Source organism: Cysteiniphilum sp. JM-1, from assembly GCF_008711525.1.
Lineage (GTDB): Bacteria > Pseudomonadota > Gammaproteobacteria > Francisellales > Francisellaceae > Caedibacter.
Map to the genome: position 1 here is coordinate 20,520 of NZ_VXKS01000022.1, position 22,674 is coordinate 43,193.

At 38.8% G+C, this 22,674-nt stretch carries 20 protein-coding genes; 13 read left to right on the forward strand and 7 right to left on the reverse strand.

The genetic code is table 11. The annotated features are described in order from the left end of the window. Nucleotide 1: 1 nt before the first annotated feature. From F3D68_RS09340 to rfaD, 3 genes are read right to left on the reverse strand one after another with little or no spacing between them, the layout of a single operon-like run. Nucleotides 2–886, reverse strand: a complete 885-nt coding sequence (locus F3D68_RS09340; RefSeq protein ID WP_151194170.1) for a polyprenyl synthetase family protein — start codon at nt 884–886, stop codon at nt 2–4. Continuing rightward, nucleotides 880–2,154, reverse strand: a complete 1,275-nt coding sequence (gene waaA, locus F3D68_RS09345) for a lipid IV(A) 3-deoxy-D-manno-octulosonic acid transferase (protein WP_151194171.1) — start codon at nt 2,152–2,154, stop codon at nt 880–882. Before waaA ends, F3D68_RS09340 begins: the two co-directional genes overlap by 7 nt. Continuing rightward, nucleotides 2,151–3,137 carry an ADP-glyceromanno-heptose 6-epimerase gene (gene rfaD, locus F3D68_RS09350; RefSeq protein WP_151194172.1) on the reverse strand — a complete coding sequence of 329 codons (987 nt, stop codon included), beginning with the start codon at nt 3,135–3,137 and terminating at the stop codon, nt 2,151–2,153. Before rfaD ends, waaA begins: the two co-directional genes overlap by 4 nt. A gap of 159 nt (nt 3,138–3,296) precedes the next feature. On the opposite strand from rfaD, the gene ppk2 reads away from it, so the two are divergent. From ppk2 to F3D68_RS09380, 6 genes are all read left to right on the forward strand, one after another. Continuing rightward, nucleotides 3,297–4,115, forward strand: coding sequence for a polyphosphate kinase 2 (ppk2, locus tag F3D68_RS09355; RefSeq protein ID WP_151194173.1), 819 nt, complete (start codon nt 3,297–3,299; stop codon nt 4,113–4,115). A gap of 268 nt (nt 4,116–4,383) precedes the next feature. Next, nucleotides 4,384–5,307: an EF-P lysine aminoacylase EpmA gene (gene epmA, locus F3D68_RS09360; RefSeq protein ID WP_151194174.1), complete on the forward strand. Its 924-nt coding sequence runs from the start codon at nt 4,384–4,386 to the stop codon at nt 5,305–5,307. Nucleotides 5,308–5,396: 89 nt separating this feature from the next. After that, a complete protein-coding gene (gene tal / locus F3D68_RS09365; RefSeq protein ID WP_411955180.1) occupies nt 5,397–6,356 on the forward strand; it encodes a transaldolase in 960 nt (319 codons plus the stop codon). Nucleotides 6,357–6,363: 7 nt separating this feature from the next. After that, complete coding sequence (gene ispG / locus F3D68_RS09370; RefSeq protein WP_151194176.1) at nt 6,364–7,569, forward strand: flavodoxin-dependent (E)-4-hydroxy-3-methylbut-2-enyl-diphosphate synthase; 1,206 nt, start codon at nt 6,364–6,366, stop codon at nt 7,567–7,569. A 2-nt stretch (nt 7,570–7,571) separates the two neighbouring features. Further along, on the forward strand, nt 7,572–8,312 hold the full coding sequence (locus tag F3D68_RS09375) for a Fic family protein (RefSeq protein ID WP_191092784.1): 741 nt from the start codon (nt 7,572–7,574) through the stop codon (nt 8,310–8,312). 47 nt (nt 8,313–8,359) lie between these two features. Next, nucleotides 8,360–10,396 carry an NADPH-dependent 2,4-dienoyl-CoA reductase gene (locus tag F3D68_RS09380; RefSeq protein WP_151194177.1) on the forward strand — a complete coding sequence of 679 codons (2,037 nt, stop codon included), beginning with the start codon at nt 8,360–8,362 and terminating at the stop codon, nt 10,394–10,396. Here the strand turns inward: F3D68_RS09380 and F3D68_RS09385 are convergent. The 4 genes from F3D68_RS09385 to F3D68_RS09400 form a co-directional block, all read right to left on the reverse strand. After that, the gene (locus F3D68_RS09385) at nt 10,393–11,646 is read right to left on the reverse strand and encodes a linear amide C-N hydrolase (protein WP_151194178.1); all 1,254 of its coding nucleotides are present in this window, start codon (nt 11,644–11,646) and stop codon (nt 10,393–10,395) included. The two genes, F3D68_RS09380 and F3D68_RS09385, sit on opposite strands and share 4 nt — an antisense overlap. A 38-nt stretch (nt 11,647–11,684) precedes the next feature. Continuing rightward, nucleotides 11,685–12,518 carry a 4-hydroxybenzoate octaprenyltransferase gene (gene ubiA, locus F3D68_RS09390; protein WP_151194179.1) on the reverse strand — a complete coding sequence of 278 codons (834 nt, stop codon included), beginning with the start codon at nt 12,516–12,518 and terminating at the stop codon, nt 11,685–11,687. A gap of 225 nt (nt 12,519–12,743) precedes the next feature. Then, a complete protein-coding gene (locus tag F3D68_RS09395; RefSeq protein ID WP_151194180.1) occupies nt 12,744–13,319 on the reverse strand; it encodes a chorismate--pyruvate lyase family protein in 576 nt (191 codons plus the stop codon). Nucleotides 13,320–13,379: 60 nt separating this feature from the next. After that, nucleotides 13,380–13,667 carry a helix-turn-helix domain-containing protein gene (locus F3D68_RS09400; protein WP_151194181.1) on the reverse strand — a complete coding sequence of 96 codons (288 nt, stop codon included), beginning with the start codon at nt 13,665–13,667 and terminating at the stop codon, nt 13,380–13,382. A 759-nt stretch (nt 13,668–14,426) separates the two neighbouring features. On the opposite strand from F3D68_RS09400, the gene F3D68_RS09405 reads away from it, so the two are divergent. The 7 genes from F3D68_RS09405 to F3D68_RS09435 all read left to right on the forward strand — a co-directional run bounded on the left by F3D68_RS09405 (nt 14,427) and on the right by F3D68_RS09435 (nt 22,015). Then, entirely contained in the window at nt 14,427–14,732 is a 306-nt protein-coding gene (locus F3D68_RS09405) for a hypothetical protein (RefSeq protein WP_151194182.1), read from the forward strand. Nucleotides 14,733–14,925: 193 nt separating this feature from the next. Continuing rightward, nucleotides 14,926–15,531 (forward strand): fimbrial protein, encoded by a 606-nt coding sequence (locus F3D68_RS09410; protein WP_151194183.1) that lies wholly within the window; start codon nt 14,926–14,928, stop codon nt 15,529–15,531. A 150-nt stretch (nt 15,532–15,681) separates the two neighbouring features. Further along, nucleotides 15,682–18,126: a fimbria/pilus outer membrane usher protein gene (locus F3D68_RS09415; protein ID WP_151194184.1), complete on the forward strand. Its 2,445-nt coding sequence runs from the start codon at nt 15,682–15,684 to the stop codon at nt 18,124–18,126. 22 nt (nt 18,127–18,148) lie between these two features. Beyond that, on the forward strand, nt 18,149–18,730 hold the full coding sequence (locus F3D68_RS09420) for a fimbrial protein (protein ID WP_151194185.1): 582 nt from the start codon (nt 18,149–18,151) through the stop codon (nt 18,728–18,730). 33 nt (nt 18,731–18,763) lie between these two features. Next, complete coding sequence (locus F3D68_RS09425) at nt 18,764–19,639, forward strand: molecular chaperone (RefSeq protein ID WP_151194186.1); 876 nt, start codon at nt 18,764–18,766, stop codon at nt 19,637–19,639. 32 nt (nt 19,640–19,671) lie between these two features. Further along, on the forward strand, nt 19,672–20,493 hold the full coding sequence (locus F3D68_RS09430) for a molecular chaperone (protein WP_151194187.1): 822 nt from the start codon (nt 19,672–19,674) through the stop codon (nt 20,491–20,493). Between the two features lie 247 nt (nt 20,494–20,740). Beyond that, complete coding sequence (locus tag F3D68_RS09435) at nt 20,741–22,015, forward strand: hypothetical protein (RefSeq protein WP_151194188.1); 1,275 nt, start codon at nt 20,741–20,743, stop codon at nt 22,013–22,015. Nucleotides 22,016–22,674: the final 659 nt, after the last annotated feature.

Sequence of the window (22,674 nt, forward strand, 5' to 3'; positions counted from 1 at the left end):
ACTAATGCGTGCGCCTAATAATATATTCAGCCAGTTGCGCTAACGATGTCGTATCACACCCTTTGATTTGTTGCAGATGCGCCATGGATTGAGTAAACAACTCATCCAGTAATTGTTGCGTCTTTTCAACACCTAACAAAGAAGGGTAGGTTGACTTATTGAGCTTAAGATCACTCATGTTGTTTTTGCCTAAAGTCGCCGTGTCGGAAGTTACTTCAAGCAAATCGTCTTTGACTTGAAAGGCTAACCCAATACATTGACTAAATGCAATAAGGTGTTTTTCAACGGTTTGATCCTTGTAATAAGGTGAAGCAATAAAAGGCAATACAACGGCAGCGGTTAAAAGCTTACCTGTTTTTAAGCGATGTATTGTCTCAATGCTTTTGATATCCTGAGTTTGACCCTCAGCATCAATATCTAATTGCTGACCATCAACCATGCCTTGGCTGCCTGCGTGTGTTGCCAACAGATAAAGCGCTTTTTGCAGTTGTTTAATATCGATAGCTTTTAATTCACTCAAAGCCTGAAATGCAAGTGTTTGCAACGCATCACCGGCTAAAATGGCGGTGGCTTCATCAAATTGAATATGGCATGTCGGTTTGCAACGACGCAAATCATCATCATCCATTGCTGGTAGGTCGTCATGAATCAGTGAATAAGCGTGAATTGCCTCTAGTGCCAAAGCAATATGTTTGATGTTGTACGGATCACAGTTAAAACAGGTACCACTTAAAAAGCTCAAGATGGCACGAATACGCTTGCCACCATTAAGAAAGCTATATGCCATTGCTTCTTTCAAACGTGGGCTTTGAATGGATTGCGCTAAGAAATAGTCCTTGGCAAAGTCTTCAAAATCATCCTTTATTTGTATGAATTCGCTTAGCATAAAAATCCTTTAATGATTGAGAGTTGTTTGTCAAGTGCGCCTTTGTTTTGTTGAAAAACCGCTAATGCCGCATTGCCTTGGGATGCTGCTAATTGCCGGTTATTAAAAAGTGTCTGTAATTGCTTAACTAATTCATCGCTATTATTGATTAGGGTTAAAGCGTGATTGGCTTGTAATTTCTCGGCAACCAAAGCGAAATTAAACACCGATGGACCCGATAAAACAGGCTTAGCAAGTGCTGCAGGCTCAAGCATATTATGCCCACCGTTATTGACAAAACTGCCACCAACAAAAGCAATATCACTTGCGGCATATAACAGCATCATCTCACCCATGGTGTCTCCTAGATAGACATCATCGTTATGATGGTATTGATCTAGACTTCTACGGCTGTAGTTAAACTTGCGTGCTTTAATCAGTTCAGCCACTTGATTAAAGCGCTCAGGATGCCTTGGCACTAAAATCAACAATGCATTAGGCATTGTTTGTAATAATTTGCGATGCGTTTCAAGAATAATCTCATCTTCACCTTGATGCGTACTTGCAGCAATCCAGATATGCTGTTTTGCAAAACGTTGGCGTAAACTTTGGGCATCTTCAATAAGATCATCCGCAATTGGAAAGTCATATTTGATATTGCCATCAACGCTTACTTTATCTTGGGGCATACCAAGCGTTATAAAACGAATCGCATCATCATCAGATTGCGCGCTGATATGACTGATTTGCTTAAGCATGTGACGCATAATAAAACCAATCTTGGCGTAACCTGTCGCTGATTTTTGTGATAAACGCGCATTGATTAAAATGCTTGGAATATGGTGTTTTTCGCATTGTGCAAGTAAGTTTGGCCAAATCTCTGTTTCCATAATAATACAGAGCTTAGGGTTAGTGCGTTTAATAAAGCGCTTTAACAAGCAGGGGATATCATAGGGGATATAGCTGTGTTTTATATTGCCAAAGTCTTTATAAAGCTTTTGCACCTGCGCACTTCCCGTTGGCGTCATGGTAGTGACCACAAAGGTTTTATGTGGGTAGCTTAAGGCAAGTTTTTTTACCAAAGGCGCGATAGCAATACTTTCACCCATAGAGACTGAGTGAATCCAAATGCTTTCATCTGTCTTAAAGGGAGTAAAGCCAAAGCGCTCACGCACTCTTTGGCGATAGCCTTTGTTTTTGCGACTGCGAATTAATTTTTTGATACTGATAAAGGGTAAACCTAGACAAAACAATAGGCTGTAAGTTAGGCGAATGAGTGTGTAGATCATATTTTATTATGTTTTTCAAGCCATTGTAAGTAATCCGTAACACCTGTTTTGACATCTCTGAAATTAACATCGCAACCTGCTTCACGCAATTTGTCTAAGTTGGCTTCGGTATAGCTTTGATAGTGTCCTTTCAAGTGTTCTGGAAACTCGATATATTCAATACTACCTTCTTTGTAAAAATCAATGACAGCATGAGCGATGTTGTTAAAAGGCTCAGCTGTGCCTGTGCCACAGTTAAAGATCCCAGAGACTTGTGGGTGATCCAAAAACCATAGATTAACCTTGGCAGCGTCTTCGACATAAATGAAATCACGCATTTGCTGACCTGCGGCAAAACCATCATAGGCATCAAATAGTTTAACTTGTTTATGTGCTTTAAACTGATTGTAATGATGAAAGGCGACACTTGCCATTGAGCCTTTGTGTGTTTCATGTGGTCCATAGACATTGAAGTACTTTAAACCAACGATTTGGCTTTGTGCATGTGGCAAAAATTTGCGAACGTATTGATCAAATAAGAACTTAGAGTAACCATAAACATTCACCGGTTTTTCATATTGGCGCTCTTCAATAAAGGTTGTGTTATTGCCATATGTAGCAGCACTAGAGGCATAAATAAATGGAATCTTGTGGCGCATCGCAAAATGCAAAAGGATCTTGCTGTATTCGTAGTTGTTCTCCATCACATATTGACCATCCCACTCTGTGGTTGCCGAGCACGCTCCTTGATGGATGATGGCAGTAATATCGTTAGGGTTAAGTTTCAAACCCGCGTTTGGTGTGTAATAACCTAAATCAGACTCAATCGCTTGCAAAAAAGGTGTTTGATCACAATAATCTGCAATTTCATAATCAACTAAATTGACAAATTTATGCCCGTCTTTTAGGTTGTCAACAACGAGAATATCTTCATGTCCGCGCAGGTTAAGCTGCTTAATAATATTTGCGCCAATGAATCCGGCACCACCTGTAACAATAATCATTGATTTGCTCCATGTGTTAAAACGACGGCAATTCTAACAAAAAAAACGCAAGTTGGCTGTAATTTCTGTGATTAACTTTTATGGGCGCCAGATGCTGACTTGTAGTTATTCTCTTTAGCGCTACAATGAGGATATGTATAGATAAGAAAGCACATGGATATGACCGACATCTCACTTGATTTATTAAATCGTCGTAAACTCTTTACTGAGAATATTTACCCTTATCAGGAAAAAATGCCAAGAAAGGTTTATGAGCAGCAGAAAACACAATTACAAATTGAGCTTTTGAAGATGCAGCAGTGGGTAAGATCAACGGGGCAAAAAGTACTGATTATCTTTGAAGGACGTGATGCAGCAGGCAAAGGGGGGACGATTAAGCGGATGATGGAGCATCTTAACCCGCGGGGTGCGCGCGTTGTGGCATTAGAGAAGCCATCTGAGCGTGAGCAGGGTCAGTGGTATTTCCAGCGTTATATTCGCCATTTGCCAACCTCTGGTGAGATCGTTCTTTTTGATAGATCGTGGTATAACCGCGCGGGTGTTGAAAAGGTGATGGGATTTTGTACCCCTGAGCAATATCAACTATTTCTAACGCAAGCACCAGATCTTGAAAAAATGTTGGTGCAAAGTGGGATTAAGCTATTTAAATTCTGGTTTTCAGTCAGTCAAAAAGAGCAAAAAAGACGCTTCCAATCGCGTGCAGTGCATCCACTAAAGCAATGGAAACTAAGCCCGATTGATAAAGCGAGTCTGGATAAATGGGATGATTACACCGAAGCCAAAGAAAGTATGTTTTTGCATACCGATACTGAGCTTGCTCCGTGGACGGTGATTAAATCAGATGATAAAAAGCGCGCACGTATCAATGCAATGCGCTTTGTGTTATCAAGACTGGACTATAAAAACAAAGATATGAATATTGCGATTAAACCTGATCCACTGATTGTTGGCTTGGCGAGTGAGATTTATCCGGAGTAAGTTTAATTATAATCGTTAATAACTAAAGTTACGTACTTTTTCTATTTCAACACCCCACCTCGCAAGCTCGGCACCCCTCTTGAAAAGAGGGGAATATAAAATAACCGTTGCCTAATTCCCCTCTTTTCAAGAGGGGTGGCAGCCATAGGCTGACGGGGTGTTTATGAAATCATAGTTTTTTTCTAAAGTGGGTAACTCCAGTTAATAACAGTTATTTTTCCCTTCCATGTTTGCTAGAATGGTCAAACTTTAACATATGATCTAGATTATGCTGCCATCAAATAGCGCACTGATTCAGCGTGCTGAATATATTACAAAAATCCGCAAGTTTTTTGCCAAAAGAGATGTATTAGAAGTCGATACTCCTTTGTCTTACCCATATCCTGTGAGTGATCCCTATATCGATGCTTTTGCTATTGATACCCAGTCAGGCACACGCTTTTTGCAAACCTCACCGGAATATGCGATGAAGCGATTATTAGCACAGGGTTCAGGCAGTATTTATCAGATCTGTAAAGCATTTCGTGATGATCCTAAAGCGCAATATCACAACCATGAATTTACGATGCTTGAATGGTATCGTGTGGGATTGGATGATATGGCATTGCGTGAGGAAATCGCACAAATGTTGCTTATATTGAAGCCTCAAGCATCCATGGAGTATTTTAGCTATAAAGCGTTATTTGAGCAGTTGATAGGCATAAATCCACATACGGCAGACTTGAGCTCTTTGCAAAAAGCGCTTTCTCAGCATGTGGGAGATATTCAAGGCTTAGCCAGTCCAAATAATATCGAGTGCTTAGATGTATTATTTACCCATGTCATTGAGCCTAAACTTAAAGCGCATCAATTTGTGTTTGTCTATGATTACCCTGAAGTGCAAGCTGCCTTGGCGCGCGTGATGCCAGATAGTGGTGGGCAAATGGTTGCCAAGCGTTTTGAGCTTTTTTATCAAGGTGTTGAGTTAGCCAATGGTTATTATGAGTTAACAAGTGCCATTGAACAAGCAAAGCGTTTTGAGCATGATTTACATTTGCGTCAAAGCCTTGGTAAAGCAGCAGTTCCCATTGATCAAGGCTTATTAGCCTGTCTTGATCAAATACCAGAGTGCTCAGGCGTTGCCTTAGGATTGGATCGCCTTGTGATGTGTCTTGAGGGCTATGCAGATATAAAAGAAGTGTTATATTGCTAGATTGCTGGGCGTAAAGCTTGAGCGTGAAGCTAATCAACTATATGCTATGGCACAGTCAAATAGATAAAATAAAAAAATGAAAATGGAAAATTAAGATGAATAAATTAGAACAATTAAAACAAATGACCAAAGTGGTTGCCGATACCGGTGATTTCGCGCAAATCGAAGCCTATCAACCCGTTGATGCCACAACTAACCCAAGCCTGTTATTAAATGCGGCTAAAATGCCTGCATACAATTATGTGATTGATCAAGCGTTATCAAAAAGTGCACACTTAAGTGGTAAATCACGCGTTGATGAGGCAATGCTTGATATGGCAGTAAGTTTCGGTGTTGAGATTTTAAAGGTGATTCCTGGACGTGTTTCCACCGAAGTTGATGCCCGCTTATCGTTTGATACAGAGGCGACCATTGATTACGCGCGTCGATTAATCCATAAATACCAAGAAGCCGGTGTTGATAAGTCGCGTGTGCTTATCAAGATTGCATCAACTTGGGAAGGGATTAAAGCTGCTGAAGTGCTTGAAAAAGAGGGGGTGAACTGTAATTTAACTTTGATGTTTAGTATTGCCCAAGCCATCGCCTGTGCTCAGGCTAAAGTCTTTTTGATTTCACCTTTTGTTGGGCGCATTACTGACTGGTATATGAAAGAGCAAGGTGCAACAAGCTTCCCTGATGTCAGTGAAGATAACGGTGTGTTGTCGGTTAAAGAAATTTATCAGCATTACAAGCGTTATGGTTATCAAACGATTGTGATGGGGGCGAGTTTCCGCCATGTGGGACAGGTCGAAGCCTTAGCAGGATGTGATGCATTAACGATTGCACCAAACTTATTACAGCAGTTACAGCAGGATGATAATACGTTAAGTAGACAGTTAGTTGAGATTGAGAAAACCAATCAACCAGATCGTAAATTAACAGAAGGTGATTTTAGATGGGCAATGAATGAAAGCCCAATGGCAACGGAGAAATTAGCCGAAGGTATTCGTAAGTTTGCCATTGATACAGTAAAACTTGAGAAATTAATCGAACATAAATTAGGACTATAGCCACACTATGCATAAGTCTATTGCGGTAAAAGTAGGGAATATCACAATTGGTGGTGGTGCTCCAGTTGTCGTGCAATCGATGACGGATACAGCGACTGCCGATATTGAAAAAACAGTGTCACAAATTTTAGCACTTCATCGCGCGGGTAGCGAGCTTGTGCGCATTACGGTGAATGATGAAGAAGCAGCTAAAGCCGTCCCTGAGATCAAAAAGCGCTTATTACAAAAGGACTGTGATGTGCCTTTAGTTGGCGACTTTCACTACAATGGTCACAGATTATTAGCAGACGTTCCAGAATGTGCTAAAGCACTGGATAAATATCGTATTAATCCAGGCAATGTTGGCTTTGGTCGCAAGAAAGATACACAGTTTGCTGAGATTGTGCAAAAGGCGATTGAATATGATAAACCAGTGCGTATTGGTGTCAATTGGGGTAGCTTAGATCAAGCGCTACTGGCAAAGCTAATGGATGAGAATAGTCAGCTGACGGTACCGTTATCCGCGCGTGAGATTATGCACAAAGCGCTGATTGAGTCAGCATTATCAAGTGCAGAATATGCTGAGCGTCTGGGGCTTAAGGCTGATAAAATCATCGTATCATGCAAGGTCAGTGATGTTCAGGATTTGATTGAAGTTTACCAAAAGCTCGCACGTGAATGCCCGTATCCTTTGCATTTAGGATTAACTGAAGCAGGGATGGGGATTAAAGGCATTGTTGCTAGCAGTGTAAGTCTTGGCTATTTATTACAACAAGGCATAGGTGATACGATTCGTGTATCCTTAACACCAGAGCCAGGTGCGCCACGCACCAATGAGGTAAAAGTCTGTCGCGAAATATTGCAAACGATGGGCTTAAGAGCGTTCACGCCAACGGTTTCCTCATGCCCTGGATGCGGGCGGACAACCAGCAGTTTTTTCCGTGAGCTTGCCAATGATATTCAAAACTATCTTAGTGAGCAAATGCGTGAGTGGAAACATCAATATATCGGTGTTGAAAACATGAAAGTTGCGGTAATGGGATGTGTAGTGAATGGTCCTGGCGAGAGTAAGCATGCCAATATCGGTATTAGCCTGCCAGGCACAGGTGAGGCACCTGTTGCTCCCGTGTTTGTTGACGGACAGAAAAAGCATACATTAAGAGGTGAGCATATTGCTAAAGAGTTTATGGTGATTGTTGATCAGTATGTTAAAGCTAAGTATCACAGAGATTAACGATGGACTTTAGCAAATATACTTTAATGAAGCAAAAGCTTGATGCATACCGTCCTTTGCCTAAAGAGGTTGTTCATAATTTACATGAAAACCTTATTCTAAACTGGACGTATCACTCTAATGCGATTGAAGGAAATACGCTGACACTTAAGGAAACAAAAGTCGCACTTGAAGGGATTACCGTTGGGGGTAAAACGTTAAGAGAGCACTTTGAGGCAATCAATCATAAAGAAGCTATTCTATATATTGAAACTTTGGTTAATGAGAATACGCCAATTAATGCGTGGGTTATTAAGTCTTTGCATCAATTAATTTTAAAGCAAATTGATGATGATAATGCAGGAAGATATCGACAAGTAAACGTACAAATTGTCGGTGCAACTCATGTGCCACCTGAGTATATCCATTTGGATGAGTTAATGTCTTCATTAATAAGTGATTATGCTTCATGGCACAACATGCATCCGATAGAAAAAGCAGCTCGTTTGCATAGTGAGTTTGTGAAAATATACCCTTTTGTTGATGGTAATGGGCGTACCAGTAGACTATTGATGAACTTAGTTTTAATGCAACATGGTTACCCACCTGCAGTATTACCTGTCAGTAAGCGCTTGGAATATTATAATGCATTAGATGATGCTCATGTGAATCAGCATTATGCGCCTTTTTTACAATTAATAGCTGATATTGTTGAGGAGGCATTTGCCAGCTATTGGTTTGCTTTAGGTATTAATCATCAATAATTTATCTATTGATTGCAGGGAGAAACATAAATAGGAGTTTAATTATTATGACGGATCAAAAAAATCCTTACCCATTATTATCAGAGCCTTTGGATCTGGGCTTTACGAAGTTAAAAAATCGCGTGGTAATGGGGTCGATGCATACCGGTCTTGAGGAGCAAAAAGGTGGGTTTGAGCGTTTGGCTTATTTTTACCAAAAGCGTGCTGAGGGTGGTGTTGGTTTAATTGTCACAGGAGGAGTGGCACCTAATATCTCAGGGTGGCTTTACCCTTTTGCTATTAAGCTGACCAATCAAAAGGAAGTTAGAAAACATCGCTTAGTGACTGAGGCGGTTCACAAAGCAGATGGCAAAATTCTGATGCAGATTTTACACGCTGGACGCTATGGATATCATCCTTTGTGTGTCAGTGCTTCAAAGCTTAAAGCGCCGATGAATAAATTTAAACCCAGAGCATTAAGTAATTGTGGTATTAAACGCACGATTAAACACTTCGCACGTGCGGCTAAACTTGCCAAAGAGGCAGGTTATGATGGTGTTGAGATCATGGGGTCTGAGGGGTATTTAATTAATCAATTTCTCGTTGAGCATACCAATAAACGCCAAGATAAATGGGGTGGCAGCTTTGAAAATAGGATGCGCTTGCCGCTTGAAATCATCAAAGCAACGCGACAGAAAGTCGGTGAAGACTTTATTATTATGTTTCGTTTGTCGATGCTTGATCTGGTTGAAAAGGGTAGCAGTTTTGATGAGGTCGTCACTTTAGCTAAAGCGTTAGAAAAGGCGGGTGTCACGATTATTAACTCAGGCATTGGTTGGCATGAAGCGCGTATCCCAACGATTAGCACGCAAGTGCCACGTGCGGCTTTTGTACCGATTACCGAGGAAATCCGTAAGCATGTTAATATCCCTATCGTTTGCGTTAACCGTATTAACACACCTGAGGTGGCTGAGGATATTTTACAAAAACAAAAGGCAGATCTTATTTCGATGGCGCGTCCATTATTGGCTGACCCTGATTTTGTCAAAAAAGCACAAAATAACCAATCCCAAGCGATTAATACCTGTATCGCGTGTAATCAGGCCTGTTTAGATCATGTCTTTGTTGGCAAACAAGCTTCTTGCTTGGTCAATCCTTATGCCTGTAATGAAAGTGTCATGCAATCAAAACCTGCCACAGATAAAAAGAGTATTGCTGTGATTGGTGCGGGACCTGCTGGCTGCACTGCGGCAATTGAGCTTGCCAAGCGTGGGCATCAAGTTGATCTCTATGAAGCATCTGATAAGATCGGAGGGCAGTTTAAGTTAAGTGCAAAAACGCCGGGTAAAGAGGAGTTCTCTGAAGCGTTGCGTTATTTTGAGTATCAGTTAAATGCGAATGAGGTCAATGTTAAGCTTAATACCAAGGTCAATATAGAGGATTTAAAATCACTAAACTATGATGAGATTGTGATTGCGTCAGGTGTTATGCCTCGGATTCCTAAGATCGATGGGATTGATCATCCGATGGTTGTTGATTATATGCAGCTGTTAAATGGTGAAGTGGCAGCTGGTAAAAAGGTCGCAGTTATTGGTGCCGGTGGCATTGGCTTTGATGTCTCTGTTTTTCTGGTGTTTGCCGGTAAAAAAATTGGTGAGAATACGGAAGACTATTATCACGAATGGGGAATTGATGTGACGTTGGCGCATCGCGGTGGTTTGACCAAAGCGCATGAGCCTGTGCCGGAAGCGGAAGTTTATCTATTGCAACGCAAAGATGAAAGACTCGGCAAGCGTCTAGGTAAAACAACTGGTTGGATTCATCGCACCACCTTGAAGCATCAAAAGGTTAAGATGTTAAGTGGCGTGAGCTATGACAAAATTGATGATGCTGGGTTGCATATCACACTTAAAGGTGAGAAGAAGCTACTTGAGGTTGATCAGGTGGTGATTTGTGCCGGACAAGAATCCGAGAGATCGTTATACAATAGCTTAATAGATCAAGGCATTAAAAATGTGCATATCATTGGAGGTGCGCATATTGCTGCAGAGGTTGATGCGAAACGCGCGATTAAAGAGGCAACTGAGTTGGCATTAGCGCTTTAGTTAAATCCTAAGTTTTTGGCATCATTTAATCCTGGAATATCATTAATGGATAATACCCCTGAAATCTGATCCTCGGGGGTGATCTTTAGTCCTGAATTTAATTGCTCTGGTGTATGTGCCGTAAAATCCATCTTTGTTAGATCATACTCAACAAAACCATTGTTTAAGGTGTTTTGTTTTATGCGATCACGATCGTAATACAGTAAATCACGATAGTAGATACGTTTATTATCAAGATCTTTAATTGATTGCCATAAGGTTGCCGTTGCCTCATAGTAGGGTACGGTCACACTTGAGAGAATTGTCTTGGCTTGGTAAAGTGCTTGATTCGTGTTTTGTGGCGTTGGCGATTCACGTGTCAAAATGCTGGCACGTACAAAGCGTGAGACGGATGTGTAATCTCCAGGCATGCCAAGAAGACCAGCATCCTCAGGTTGTGCATATTTAATTACCGTTTTATAGTCAGGGATAAAATGAGCAAACGGCAGACTTGCTTTGGCATCTTTATCACTTAACGTTTTATAGTGTGTCAGGTTTTTAATCTGCCATTCATAATCAGGCGCATTGGTGAGTACATTCGTGGCATGGTCATAAATAACGGTTTTGCCATCGATAAACTCAATGACGGCACTGTGTCCTGTTTTATCACGAATGACAATATGTAACGGTATATCCTTGATGTATAAGCCACTGGTGGCATACATGGCTGATTCGACAAGTTGATATTGCATAATAAGCTTTAATGCATCTTGAGTTGAATTTGCCATGCCTAAGATAAAATTGGATAAATCATAAATTCCAAGTGCTGGACGCGGGTCATGAGGATTGTATTTGGGGTAAACGCTGCCTGGTAAATAAAGCGCTGCGATACTTACGCCTTGTGTATTTATGCCATCGGTTAAGGTATAACCAATAAAACCTAAGCGTCCGAAAAAACCATATTTGTTTTGCCAATGAGCAAGGTTATCTTCGGGGACTTTATCGCGATTGGCAATGAGATTAGTTGTATTCTCAACATCAAGATATCCAGTATAAAAGCTAAAAGCACGAGAAGTGATGTGGGTGAGATTAATATCTGTTTGAAATATCTTTTGATACCAACTATAAGTTTCAAAGCTTTGAGTATATAGCTTTAATGGAAAATCAAGTGTGCGGGCTGTGATATGAAAAGGGGTTTTATTGATAAAAATATCAGTACAGCTAAAACCAAACTGAACATATCCTAAAAGTAGAATGCTTAAATAGCGCATGTAAAATCCTTTTTGTGCATTGAATGTATAAAGTATAGCTACTGCATCAAAATTGCCAATAGAATAACAAGACCAACCCAATGATTATCTGAAAATGCCTTAATGCATTGGGCAATGCCACCTTTTTGCCACGTCTTATGCTGATAGAAGAATAACACGGCAATGATGACTAAGGCTAAGAAAAAGACAGTATTATAATGTTGTAGCATGCCAAAGACTGCAAGACAAATAATGGTTAGTATCTGGAAAATGCTCATGATCAATAGATTATGTTTGCCAAAAGTAATCGCAGAGGAGTGTAAGTTAAGTGTTAGATCATAATCTTTATCAGCTAACGCATACATCGTGTCATAAGAGATTGTCCAAAAAATGGTGGCAAGATAGAGCATCCAAGCAGATAAAGGAACTTGATTAATCTGGGCTGCATAAGCCATGATAATGCCAAAATTAAAGGCGAAGCCTAAGACAAGTTGTGGGACGGCAAAAAAGCGCTTAAAAAGCGGGTAACTAAGCGCCAATATCACAGCAATGAGTGACAGTAAAATAGTCATAAGATTAAGCTGTAACACGAGAATAAAAGCGATAACAAGTAATAACACACCAACGAAAACAGCTTGTTTAACGGTGATATCACCGGTTGCTATGGGGCGCGTGGCAGTGCGCTTGACTTGACCGTCAAAATCGCGATCAGCAATGTCGTTAAAAATGCATCCAGCGGTACGCATGATAATCACACCAAGCACAAAGATAATAAAAACTTTCAAACTAGGCAGCGCAGGGGTTGCTGCAAAAAGCCCCCATAAAGTGGGATAAAGAATGATTAAGATAGGAATTGGGCGATGCAGGCGCATCAAGTAAAAATAAGCTTTCATATATAGTGGTATTAGTATTATTTATAGTAAGAGGTTAAGTATACTTGTTTTATACCCATCATAAACCATTTTACAGAATTTTTTGCTTTGTATTTTGCGTGCTTTTGGCAAGTTGAATTTTGATAATAGTCCTAGCTATTACCTGCAATCCGACTTGCCAAAATCTTCACAAACTACTTTACAAGTAAACACCGCAAAATGATTTACGATGGGTATTGCTTAATTTTAAACAGGTGGTATATGCACAAAAAACTCTTCAATTAACAATTGATGCTCAGCATCCAGTGTAAAAATGGATGCGCGTACCCATAATGGATTGGTGGGAAAGGTGTCATTTAAGTTAAGTTTGTGCTTTAAGAGATCAAATGGGCAGTGTTTGACATAGAATTCACTACGTGTGATATGCGTGTTTTTAAATAAAAAGTGTTCACCAATGGAGTTGTTACCTAATGAGTCAAAACAATCTTGATAACGTTTATATGTGCTTTGTGGGATAATCGTCCGCCCAAACACATAAGTGTTATCTTGGTGATGGTGTTTAATCAAGCGAATACGACTTGCGCGCTCATTTAAGTTCAAAAGCTCAGCTTCATCATCATCCATCGGCGCATGATATTCATTGATGCACTTTAAGCCAATATTAGGGATGGACTGCGCCAAAGTGACACCCAATCGTTTGACATCAAATAGCCAGTGCTTAAGCTCGGCAGGTAGTGTAATCGTTTCTTTCGTATTCCAGTGGTTTGTCATACAGCAAAATAAGTTGCCAAAAAAAATTTGGCTAAGGGTATCATATGACATGGTTGATAACCACAATAATACGCCTATAGCGTGATAAATTTCAGATTTATGATTAATCTGTTAACCCCAGCGGCGACTTAAAATATTATGGCAATTAAGTTTGTTTGAATTAAACGCTTCTTGAAAGGCAGTCGCTGGTTGAGGTGAGCTGCGTTCACGAGGAAATGAAATATTATATTTTCGTGCCCACTTACGTATCGTAGTGACGGCAAAACCGGTGATTTTTGAAATCTCAGAGTAGGATAATTGTTGTGCGTGAAACTCTAACAAAACTTTTTTTGCAGGGCTTTGATATCGTAAAAGCATGGCTGCTTCAAAACTATTTCCGTATTGATTACTAGAGGGCATATTTCTTTCTTAGTATGGTATGGAAATGGCGCCTATGAGAGACGAAAAATTTAAACCCGCGAGGCTTTTGCCATAATTAGGTTGGTATTTCGATAATTTTTGATTGACAGGGGAGATGGATAAAGCAACCGTTGGTTGATAGTATAAACCATCAAACACATGACTTTGATGCGTGATACTAGCGATAGCCAATAGTAATAGAAATTTTTGCATATATACTTCCCCAAGTATAGCATTAGAGCGTCTGAAAGCTTGATTAACAAGCTTTCAGTACTCCCCCTATAAACAAAGTATGACATGAGTTTGTTTTGTTACTCACGCTCTTTATTAGTTGAGTGATTAACAATCTATTACGCCATTGTATAGTTAGCTTTTTATAAGACGATAAGTATCAAAATTTTGATTTTGGTTATCGGTTTTTACTGCTGTTTATCTCCTACTGTGTCGCTACGCAAGTGAGTAACTTAAGTTTATATTTTCTCAAAGTTGTATTAGTTCTGAAAACTCCCCACTGTATTCAAAAGCTATACATCAGTGGACGCTGTTTTCAGGATTGCGTTATCAAGGCTAAATGTCAGAAGATTGGGCAGTATCATGTTGTTTTAATGACGCTGCTTGATCGCAAGGGCAAAGAAGCTTTTGACGAACCGATGCTTTTAATCACGAATAAACAACTTGTGAATCAATATGACGTTTACAACGTATATGATTGCTATTTAAAGCGCTCGCGTATTGAGGGTGTGTTTAAATTTATCAAAGGTGAAGCTAGGCTGGGAAGAGTTTAGGCTTAAAGACTTTGAGGGGATTAAAGCCATTACTGCTATTGGTTTCTTTGTTGCATCTTATTTATATGAGATTGGTCAAGGTGAAGTTTATGATGACTTTGTTGTATTAATTGCACAGCTTGGCGGCTCTAAATCAGGTGACGTAACACGGCATTACATCTTGGAAGGAATGAAAACATATCTTGCAAAACTACGCGTAGATCAGTTTATTGAGGAACATCAGATAAGCCAAGCAGACTTGAAAGCCATATTGAATTTTATTGAGCGAGGAGAAGTTTAAAAAATGGGGAGTTTTCAGATTAGTTATGCCTGAAAAATAATTTTTCGATGGCTTAATGTAAAAAATAGATACATGTAGAATATTTTGATTGTCTTTTGTACTATGCTTTTCGAGGTCTTATGCGGTCATGCAAATTGGTTTGACGATAAGCCTGTATAAATATCAATAATAGAATCCACAAGTGGGGGTAAAAATGAAGAAAACAGCAATTCAATCAATAACAAAGTTAACTATTTTAGCAATGTTAACAGGTATGTCAGCTGCCTCTTTTGCGGCAAGTAGTGATTTGGGAGGGGCGCAAAACCAACTACAATTTTCTGGCAGTATTACAGCTTCAGCTTGTCAGATAAACGTCAATAATGGTGGGTCTACATCTGCTAAATTACTTTTTAATGAGACGGTTCCAACTGGCCAAACTTATACGGTGGGAGAAGCTATTAATAATGACTCTAAAGCACTTGATATTTCTTTAACAAATTGTGGAAGTGCTTTAACAGATCCATCAAAGGTAACAACAACATTTAGCTATGCTCCAGCAGTTTCAGGTCAGCCTTATATTATGAACACTGGGACAAGTGATAATACTGGTCTAGCATTTGAGATTTTTGGCAAAGATGGAAAAGGAGCTATAACAAATACAGCAACATATCCGTTGAGTTATACCCCAATAACAGGTGCTTCTGGCACTGTGACTGGTGTTAATTTGAAATATACTGCTGAAATGATTGCTTTAAATAGCTCGCCTGCGACAGGTAAGAATGTTTCTGCACCGGTTACATTCACAGTTCAAACTGCTTAGATCTCTACATAACTATTCTCGCTCGACAAATCATTAAATTCACGCAGGTAGATACTTACTTTGAAGTCTAAGTTCTTATCTTTAGTAATGATTTTTGTTGATTTAGTATGACTTGTATGCTTATCAATTTTTATTAATGGGGTGTGTTTAATGCAAAAGAAAATACTATATATTGTCTATGCAGCTGCATTAGTGCCGATGTTTGGAGGAGCGGCTCCTAAGTTCGATACCTCATTTTTTAATGATTTCAATTCAACTGATGCCAATATGTTATCTGGCAAATTATCACCCGGCTTACATGTATTGACGCTGAAGTTAAATGGAAGATATTTGGGAGTGTACTCTGTTCAAGTAATTAATAATAGAAAACATGGCTTTCTTTTGCAGTTAACAGAAAATGTTATTAATAAATTTCATGCAAAAAAAAGCTTTTTGAATGCTTTAAAGGTGCAAGGCTATAAAATTGGTCAGGATAATCTTAAATATGTTAAATACCATTATGACGCGAGTAATCAAAGTGTTGATATCAGTGTCCCACAAGCTTATCTTTATACAATTAGACCAGGAGATGTGGCACCTGCGTCACAATGGCAGTTTGGCATAAATGGCGGTGCAATACACTATAATATAAATGGTGCTAGCAGTTATACAACTCATACAATAAATAACAGCTTTTTTACCTCAATTTTTGCCAAATATAACCTTGGTGATTGGCAGTTTTATACAAATTGGAATGCAGGCGTTTCTAGCTCAAATGGTTCAGGTAGTCAAACGAGTAAAGTAATGACGAACCAAAATTTTTCCTATACCTATGCAACCACTATTTTACCTTCAATTAAAAGTAGATTAATGATTGGGTATAATTCAATAAATAGCGCATTATTCGGCGGTGGTAGCTTTTATGGCTTGACACTTAATAATGAGCTGCAAATGTTACCACAGGATCAGCAAAGTTTTAAGCCAGTAGTTCAGGGTGTTGCACAAGAACCCATTACGCTTGAATTATATCAGCAGGGAAAATTAATTTATAAAACTCAGTTAAACCCAGGTCCTTATGAAATCAGTAACTATAATGCTTCATCTGCTCAGGGAGATATTACAGAAGTTATTACTACAACAAGTGGTAAAAAAACAAAATATACGCTACCTTATCAAATCGTTAATGAAGCATTATTCCCTGGCGTTTATGAATATGCGCTAAACGCAGGGTATCTTGAAAACCATTACAGTTTATCCCCTTTATTTTTGGAAGGTGAATTGCGTTATGGATTAAATAATTTTCTAACACCATATGTAGGCGCTTTTTTAAATAAAAACTATATTTCACAAGGGTTAGGCACCACACTTAATCTTGGTGAGTTTGGAGGGGTGAGCTTAGAGTCAGGCTACTCGATATTTCACTCAGATGCTAAGTATAATATGGGTGATTCTAGAGGGTTTGATGCTCAAATAACCTATTATAAGTCACTTGACTATATCGGCACATCCTTTAATGTCGTCGGTTATTTATATGAGTCTAAGGGCTACACGAGTTTGGGAGATGCGCAAGACTCTTCAGATATCAATTTATATCATCACGTTAAAAACCAAGTACAATTAAGCATAAACCAATCCTTAGGTAATCAGTTTAACATTAACTTAGCTGCTGATTATAAATCAAATTGGGATGGCACTAGTAGTGTGACAGAAAATGGTACATTAAGTTATTATGTGAATCAGTATTTTAACATGAGCCTAAACTATCAACAGTCTAATGATCTTGAAAATGACTTGTCACAGCAGATCGATCGCAGTATTTCTTTAACTTTTAATTTTAATTTGGGTAACCATAGTTTCAGCAATACATTAGGTTATGATCAAACTGATAATAATATTCAAAATAATCTGCGGTATAACTATAACAGTAGTTCAGGAAAATATAATGCAGGCTTGGGGGTTACCACAGCAGATCAGTTGCATCAACAATCAGTACATGATGCGATCGCTAACTCAAGCATTAATGGCAATATTGGTATCGATACTAATAATGCCTACTTTAATGCTAATGCAAGTCTCCAAAATAAGGGTGATTATAGTTTAAGTGGATCGATGATTGGCGCGATTGTATACACACCTGAAACCGGTGTGATTTTATCACGTGATCTTGATAATACTTTTGCTGTCATTGATACAGAAGGTGTTGCTGGCGTCTCAACGGGTTATAATCAAACAACTGATAGCAATGGTTATGGTATATCTAGTGATCTTATGCCTTATAGCTATAACAATATCATACTTAAAGACACACAGCGTCAAAATGGCGTCTTATTAGACTACCAAGCCTATGCTGTTCCGGTGGAAGGTGCTATTTTGTACAAAAAATTCAAAAGTAAAGTAGGTCAACCATTATTTATTTTGCTAGATAGTAAATATAAAACAACAGTTTTGGTAAAGGATATCACGAGTAATAGCATGGCTGAGCATGTTTATGGTCAGCTATATTATCTTCCTACCGCAAGACCTTTTGATAAGATCATGATTACAAAAAATAACAAATTGCTGCAGAGCAAAACACTGCCAGCAAAATTACCACAACAGTTAACGTTATTAAAATAACTTACACTAGGAGAATAAAGAAATGGCAATTTCCACATTAAAATATTTAGGGTTAGGAGTTATGTTTTATTGTAGTTTATTATCATTTGCTGATGCTGCAGATCAAGATGCAGTTCAGCTGAATTTTACAGCTACTATTCAAGCCGAATTGTGTCAAGTCGATGGTTCGAGCACATCATTATCCTATGGGTTTGGAGCTTTTACTCTTGCTAACGCTAAGACGACTCAAGATGGGTATCCAGTAAGTTCAGTATCTCCTATTTCAAAATCAATTACACTCGACTGCTCATCTGACCCTACAGGTAAACTAAAACTTAGCTTTAGCAGTGAAAGCCAAGCATTGGAGGGCAATACCATCCTACCACTAACTATTAATGGAACTGACAGTGGCATAGGTGTTCAGCTTTATAACAAGAGTGATGCAAGTGGCTCTCCTTTGAATATGCAATCAGGGACTACAACAAGCATTGATAATATTTCACCAGTGTCAGGTGATAAGTATAGCTTCCCGCTAACTGCTCAACTTGTATATGATAGCAACATAGCAAATGCAAAAACTGGTGATGCCTCTGCGAGTATTGTGTTAAATGAGACTAGTGCTTAGAGTTTAAGTAAAGATATCAAAAAGGTGGAAAAAATGATTAAATTTAATAAATATTTATTTGGAATTTTAGTATCCTCCCTGTTAGGAGTTAGTTATGCTCATGTTACTCCTGTTGCTACGAGAGTTATTTTTAATGGTAATAATCGTTTTACAAGCGTTGAGGTTCATAATAATGATCCGCAAAATGCTTATGGCTTAGAGAGTTGGGTTTCTGAAATTAACCCAAAATTTCCATTGCAAACTAAGCCTCAATCAAAAGATCATGCATTTATTGTATCCCCAAAGTTTTCAGTAGTTCCTGCTAACAATAAAATTATGACTCTGCATATTGTAAAACTTCCGATAACCACATTACCGCAAGATAGAGAAACATTGTTTTATTTGGAGTTCCAAGAAGCCCCACCGCAACAAACGCTCAATCAATTGCTCGATAAAACTAACAAATCAAGTACGGCAGGGGGGATTAATATTGCTGTGCATTCACAAATCAAAATGATGTATCGACCTGCTTCAATTCCGCCTATTGAAGAAGCCAATTTCAAAGGAAAGCTTGAAATTAAAGTTTATAAAAATGAGGCTATTGTTGACAATCAGTCACCCTATGTACTGAATGCACTTAACTTATATACATTTAAACCAACCCAGCAACAACTTAATAATTACCATAAAGATTTAGAAGGTAAAAGCTATATAAAGCATGCACCAATATTTCTCCCCTTCACACAAACATACATAAAACTAAAGAAGCCCTTTATAAAGGCTATGGCTAAAACTTTATATCTAGAATATATCAATGATTATGGTGGTTTCGGTTTTGCACAAGTTATACTACAATTAAAGCCAAAAGCGCTTTTTAATAAACAAAATCAACCTAAGAGTGACCAAGTGATTGGGTATTACAAGCATTAATGATGGGTGATTTCTAAACTAGGAGCTAAGATATGCTAACAAAACAATGTTCAGGGTTTATAGGCAAAGTAATGTTATTATCGACCTTGGGTGTTTCAATGGCAAATGCGCATGTTTTTCCAACCGTTACACGTGTCATCTATCATGGTGGAAGTGAGTTTACGACAGTGGAGGCTAATAATAGTGATAAAAACAACTACTATGGCTTAGAAACATGGACAGAAACAGCTAATACCAAAGCTCCAAGTCAGTCATTAACGAACTCAACAGACCATATGTTTATGGTATCGCCTAAGTTCACTACGGTAGCGCCAAAAGAAACAACTAGCTTAAGAATTATTCAGCTGCCAGATACCAAGTTGCCACAAGACAAAGAAAGCTTGTTCTATCTAGTATTTCAAGAGGCGCCACCAAAATTAGATATCAATAAGCTTATCCCCACTAAAAATCCTACTACTAGTGTGGCTTTGCAGCTTGTTTTGCGTGCGCGAATTAAATTAATTTATCGACCAAAAGGAATAGCACAATTATCCACAGCAGCAATTTTTGATAAAATATCCATGCAAAGCACTAAACATGGTTTTTTAATTAGCAATCGCTCACCTTATGTCATAACTAGTGTTGGTATGCAATCAAACAAGCAGGATATTGTTAATCGGCCAGTGATCTTTCTACCTTTTACAATCACGTACATTCAAGCAAATGCTTCAATCAAGTTGCAAACTCCAATTGTTATGAATTACATAAATGACAATGGTATAACAAGGAAGGTTAATATTAAGTTAGTTTCTTCCAAGGCAAAGGAGTCAACTAGCAATTTTAAAACTGGCCAAGTTATACAGCAGTTAAAATAATTCATTAAAGCAGAAATTAACTTATATTATTAAAGAGGTATGTGTTATGTTGGGAAAACTAAAATTACGACTCGCTAAGAATAAACCCTGCCAAGGGTCGGTTGTGTATAGATTTAAGAGGTTAAGGATAGAAATATTTCCCCTGAATAATTGCAACGTTATATATAGTAATATCCTAACAGTTTACTCTGTTTACAAGTTTTTGAGTTATTTCACTGGTTGTTGTCTTATGCTAATGCTAGTGACTGTGCAACCACTTCATGCTAACTCTGTCAATATAAGCGCCCTTAAAATTACTAATAATTACACTTATGTTGGTCAATATGGTATAGGGACTCTCTTATATTCAGGGAATAATAGCTGGTCTTATGGTAGCGGTGATGTCAACTCATGGCGGGATGCTTTACTGTTGCTTACTGGTTCTGTCTCAGCCTCCGGTGGTAGTTGTGGAATTGATCAAACTAATGGGTATATAACCTGTAAAGTTACTGGGACGAGTATCACAGTACAGCTCCGTCCATCTACACCATTTTCATTCAAGACTGTAATGAACACCACCTCCTACGCCGGTGGGAACAGTAGTAATTATGTCTACACTTATGACGGGAAGGGATCATCAAATAAACAGTCAGTGGCGTTTGGGAGTAGCACAAACATCAATACTAACCTCTCTATTGATGGTCGTAAACTATACCAGTTACTATATGATAATAAGCCCCTAAACAACAGCTCTGCCTATAACCTCCAGACCGGAGAGTATGTCAGTTATGGCGCAGAGGTGCCGCCGCTAACTGAAGTGGGTATAATGGGTACGGGCTTTTACAATTATTCATGTGATAATCAAGTTAAGTATTGTGGGGGTGGAATTGGTGTTTCGCTTAAGCAAACCCAGCTAACGGGTCAATATGAACTCTATATAAAAGCAGACTCGCCAATACAACCGACTACTACTGCTACAATAACCCCGGTCATATCCTTCTTTGCCCGATATAACGACCTGCAAGGGGGGGATCTGGGAGGCGCTGAAACCTTCACAAGCAGTGTTATTCGCATCAATATAGTAGCCGCAAAAGCTAGTTATAGTATTAGTGCCATCTCACCACCGCCTGCCAAATACTACTTAAGCCAACTGCAGGGGAACAGTTCAATTCCTCAAGGTTCTGCCTATCTAGTAGTTACTCCTGAAAAAATTTATAACGACACTTCAGTGACGGTGAGCTTTTCGATAGTAAACTCAAACCAAATAAGCAATTATAATGTAGTGTACGCCTGCAAGGGTCAAGACAGAAGTAACTGTGCTAAGACCAACTCTTATTCCTGGGGGTGGGGCTTATATTACAAAAATGAACAGATGATTATTGGGAAATCGTATTCCTCTACGTTGCATTTCACCACTGGAGCACATGATGCACAAAGAATACCTATCGACGTAAAGTTTCAGCCTCAGGGATACTCCTCACTACCACTACCTGACCCAGGAGCGATATCGGGTAAAACTGATATCGAAGTTACCTTGAATTAAAGGCTCTATTAACATGGTCAAAAGTTATAACAGGCCTACCAGCAGGTTATGTATACCAATTACTTCAAAGTGGTAATTATCTATACATGGCGCAAGATACGACTAATCAAGACGATACTATAAGTGAACTATATAAAGTTGACGGTACACAGTACAATTTCATCAAACTATTGCCTAACACAAGTGGTAAAGGTTTATCGATATCTCATCTACCATCCGCTGATTGGATAGACACACCCTTAGGCTTGTATGGGGATGGTCAGCTTATGCTGTCACAATAGGAGACAAAGTTGATCAATTCCCTTATTGATCCTTTTTCATAATATTTTGGAGTATTTTGATTCGTGACTGTCTCTGTACACGAAGAAAAATTTGCAAATTGCTGCTTGAAGCGTTATTTTTTCTTGATTTGCACAACATGAAAAAGCACCTCAAACAGCTGACGAATAGTTTAAAGGAAATTTGTAACTACCCAGCAGGTTAGATTTTGATAAACAGTAATTTTTGGAAATTTTTCCAGATTTGATATTTTCATTTGCAGTAACTACCCAGCAGCTTGTTAATTGAACTGTGGGATTTTGCCATTAAAGACATCCGCAATGGTATCAATAACCTTCCAACCCTGTTTGCGAGCAGTCGATAATAATGTGCGAATACGC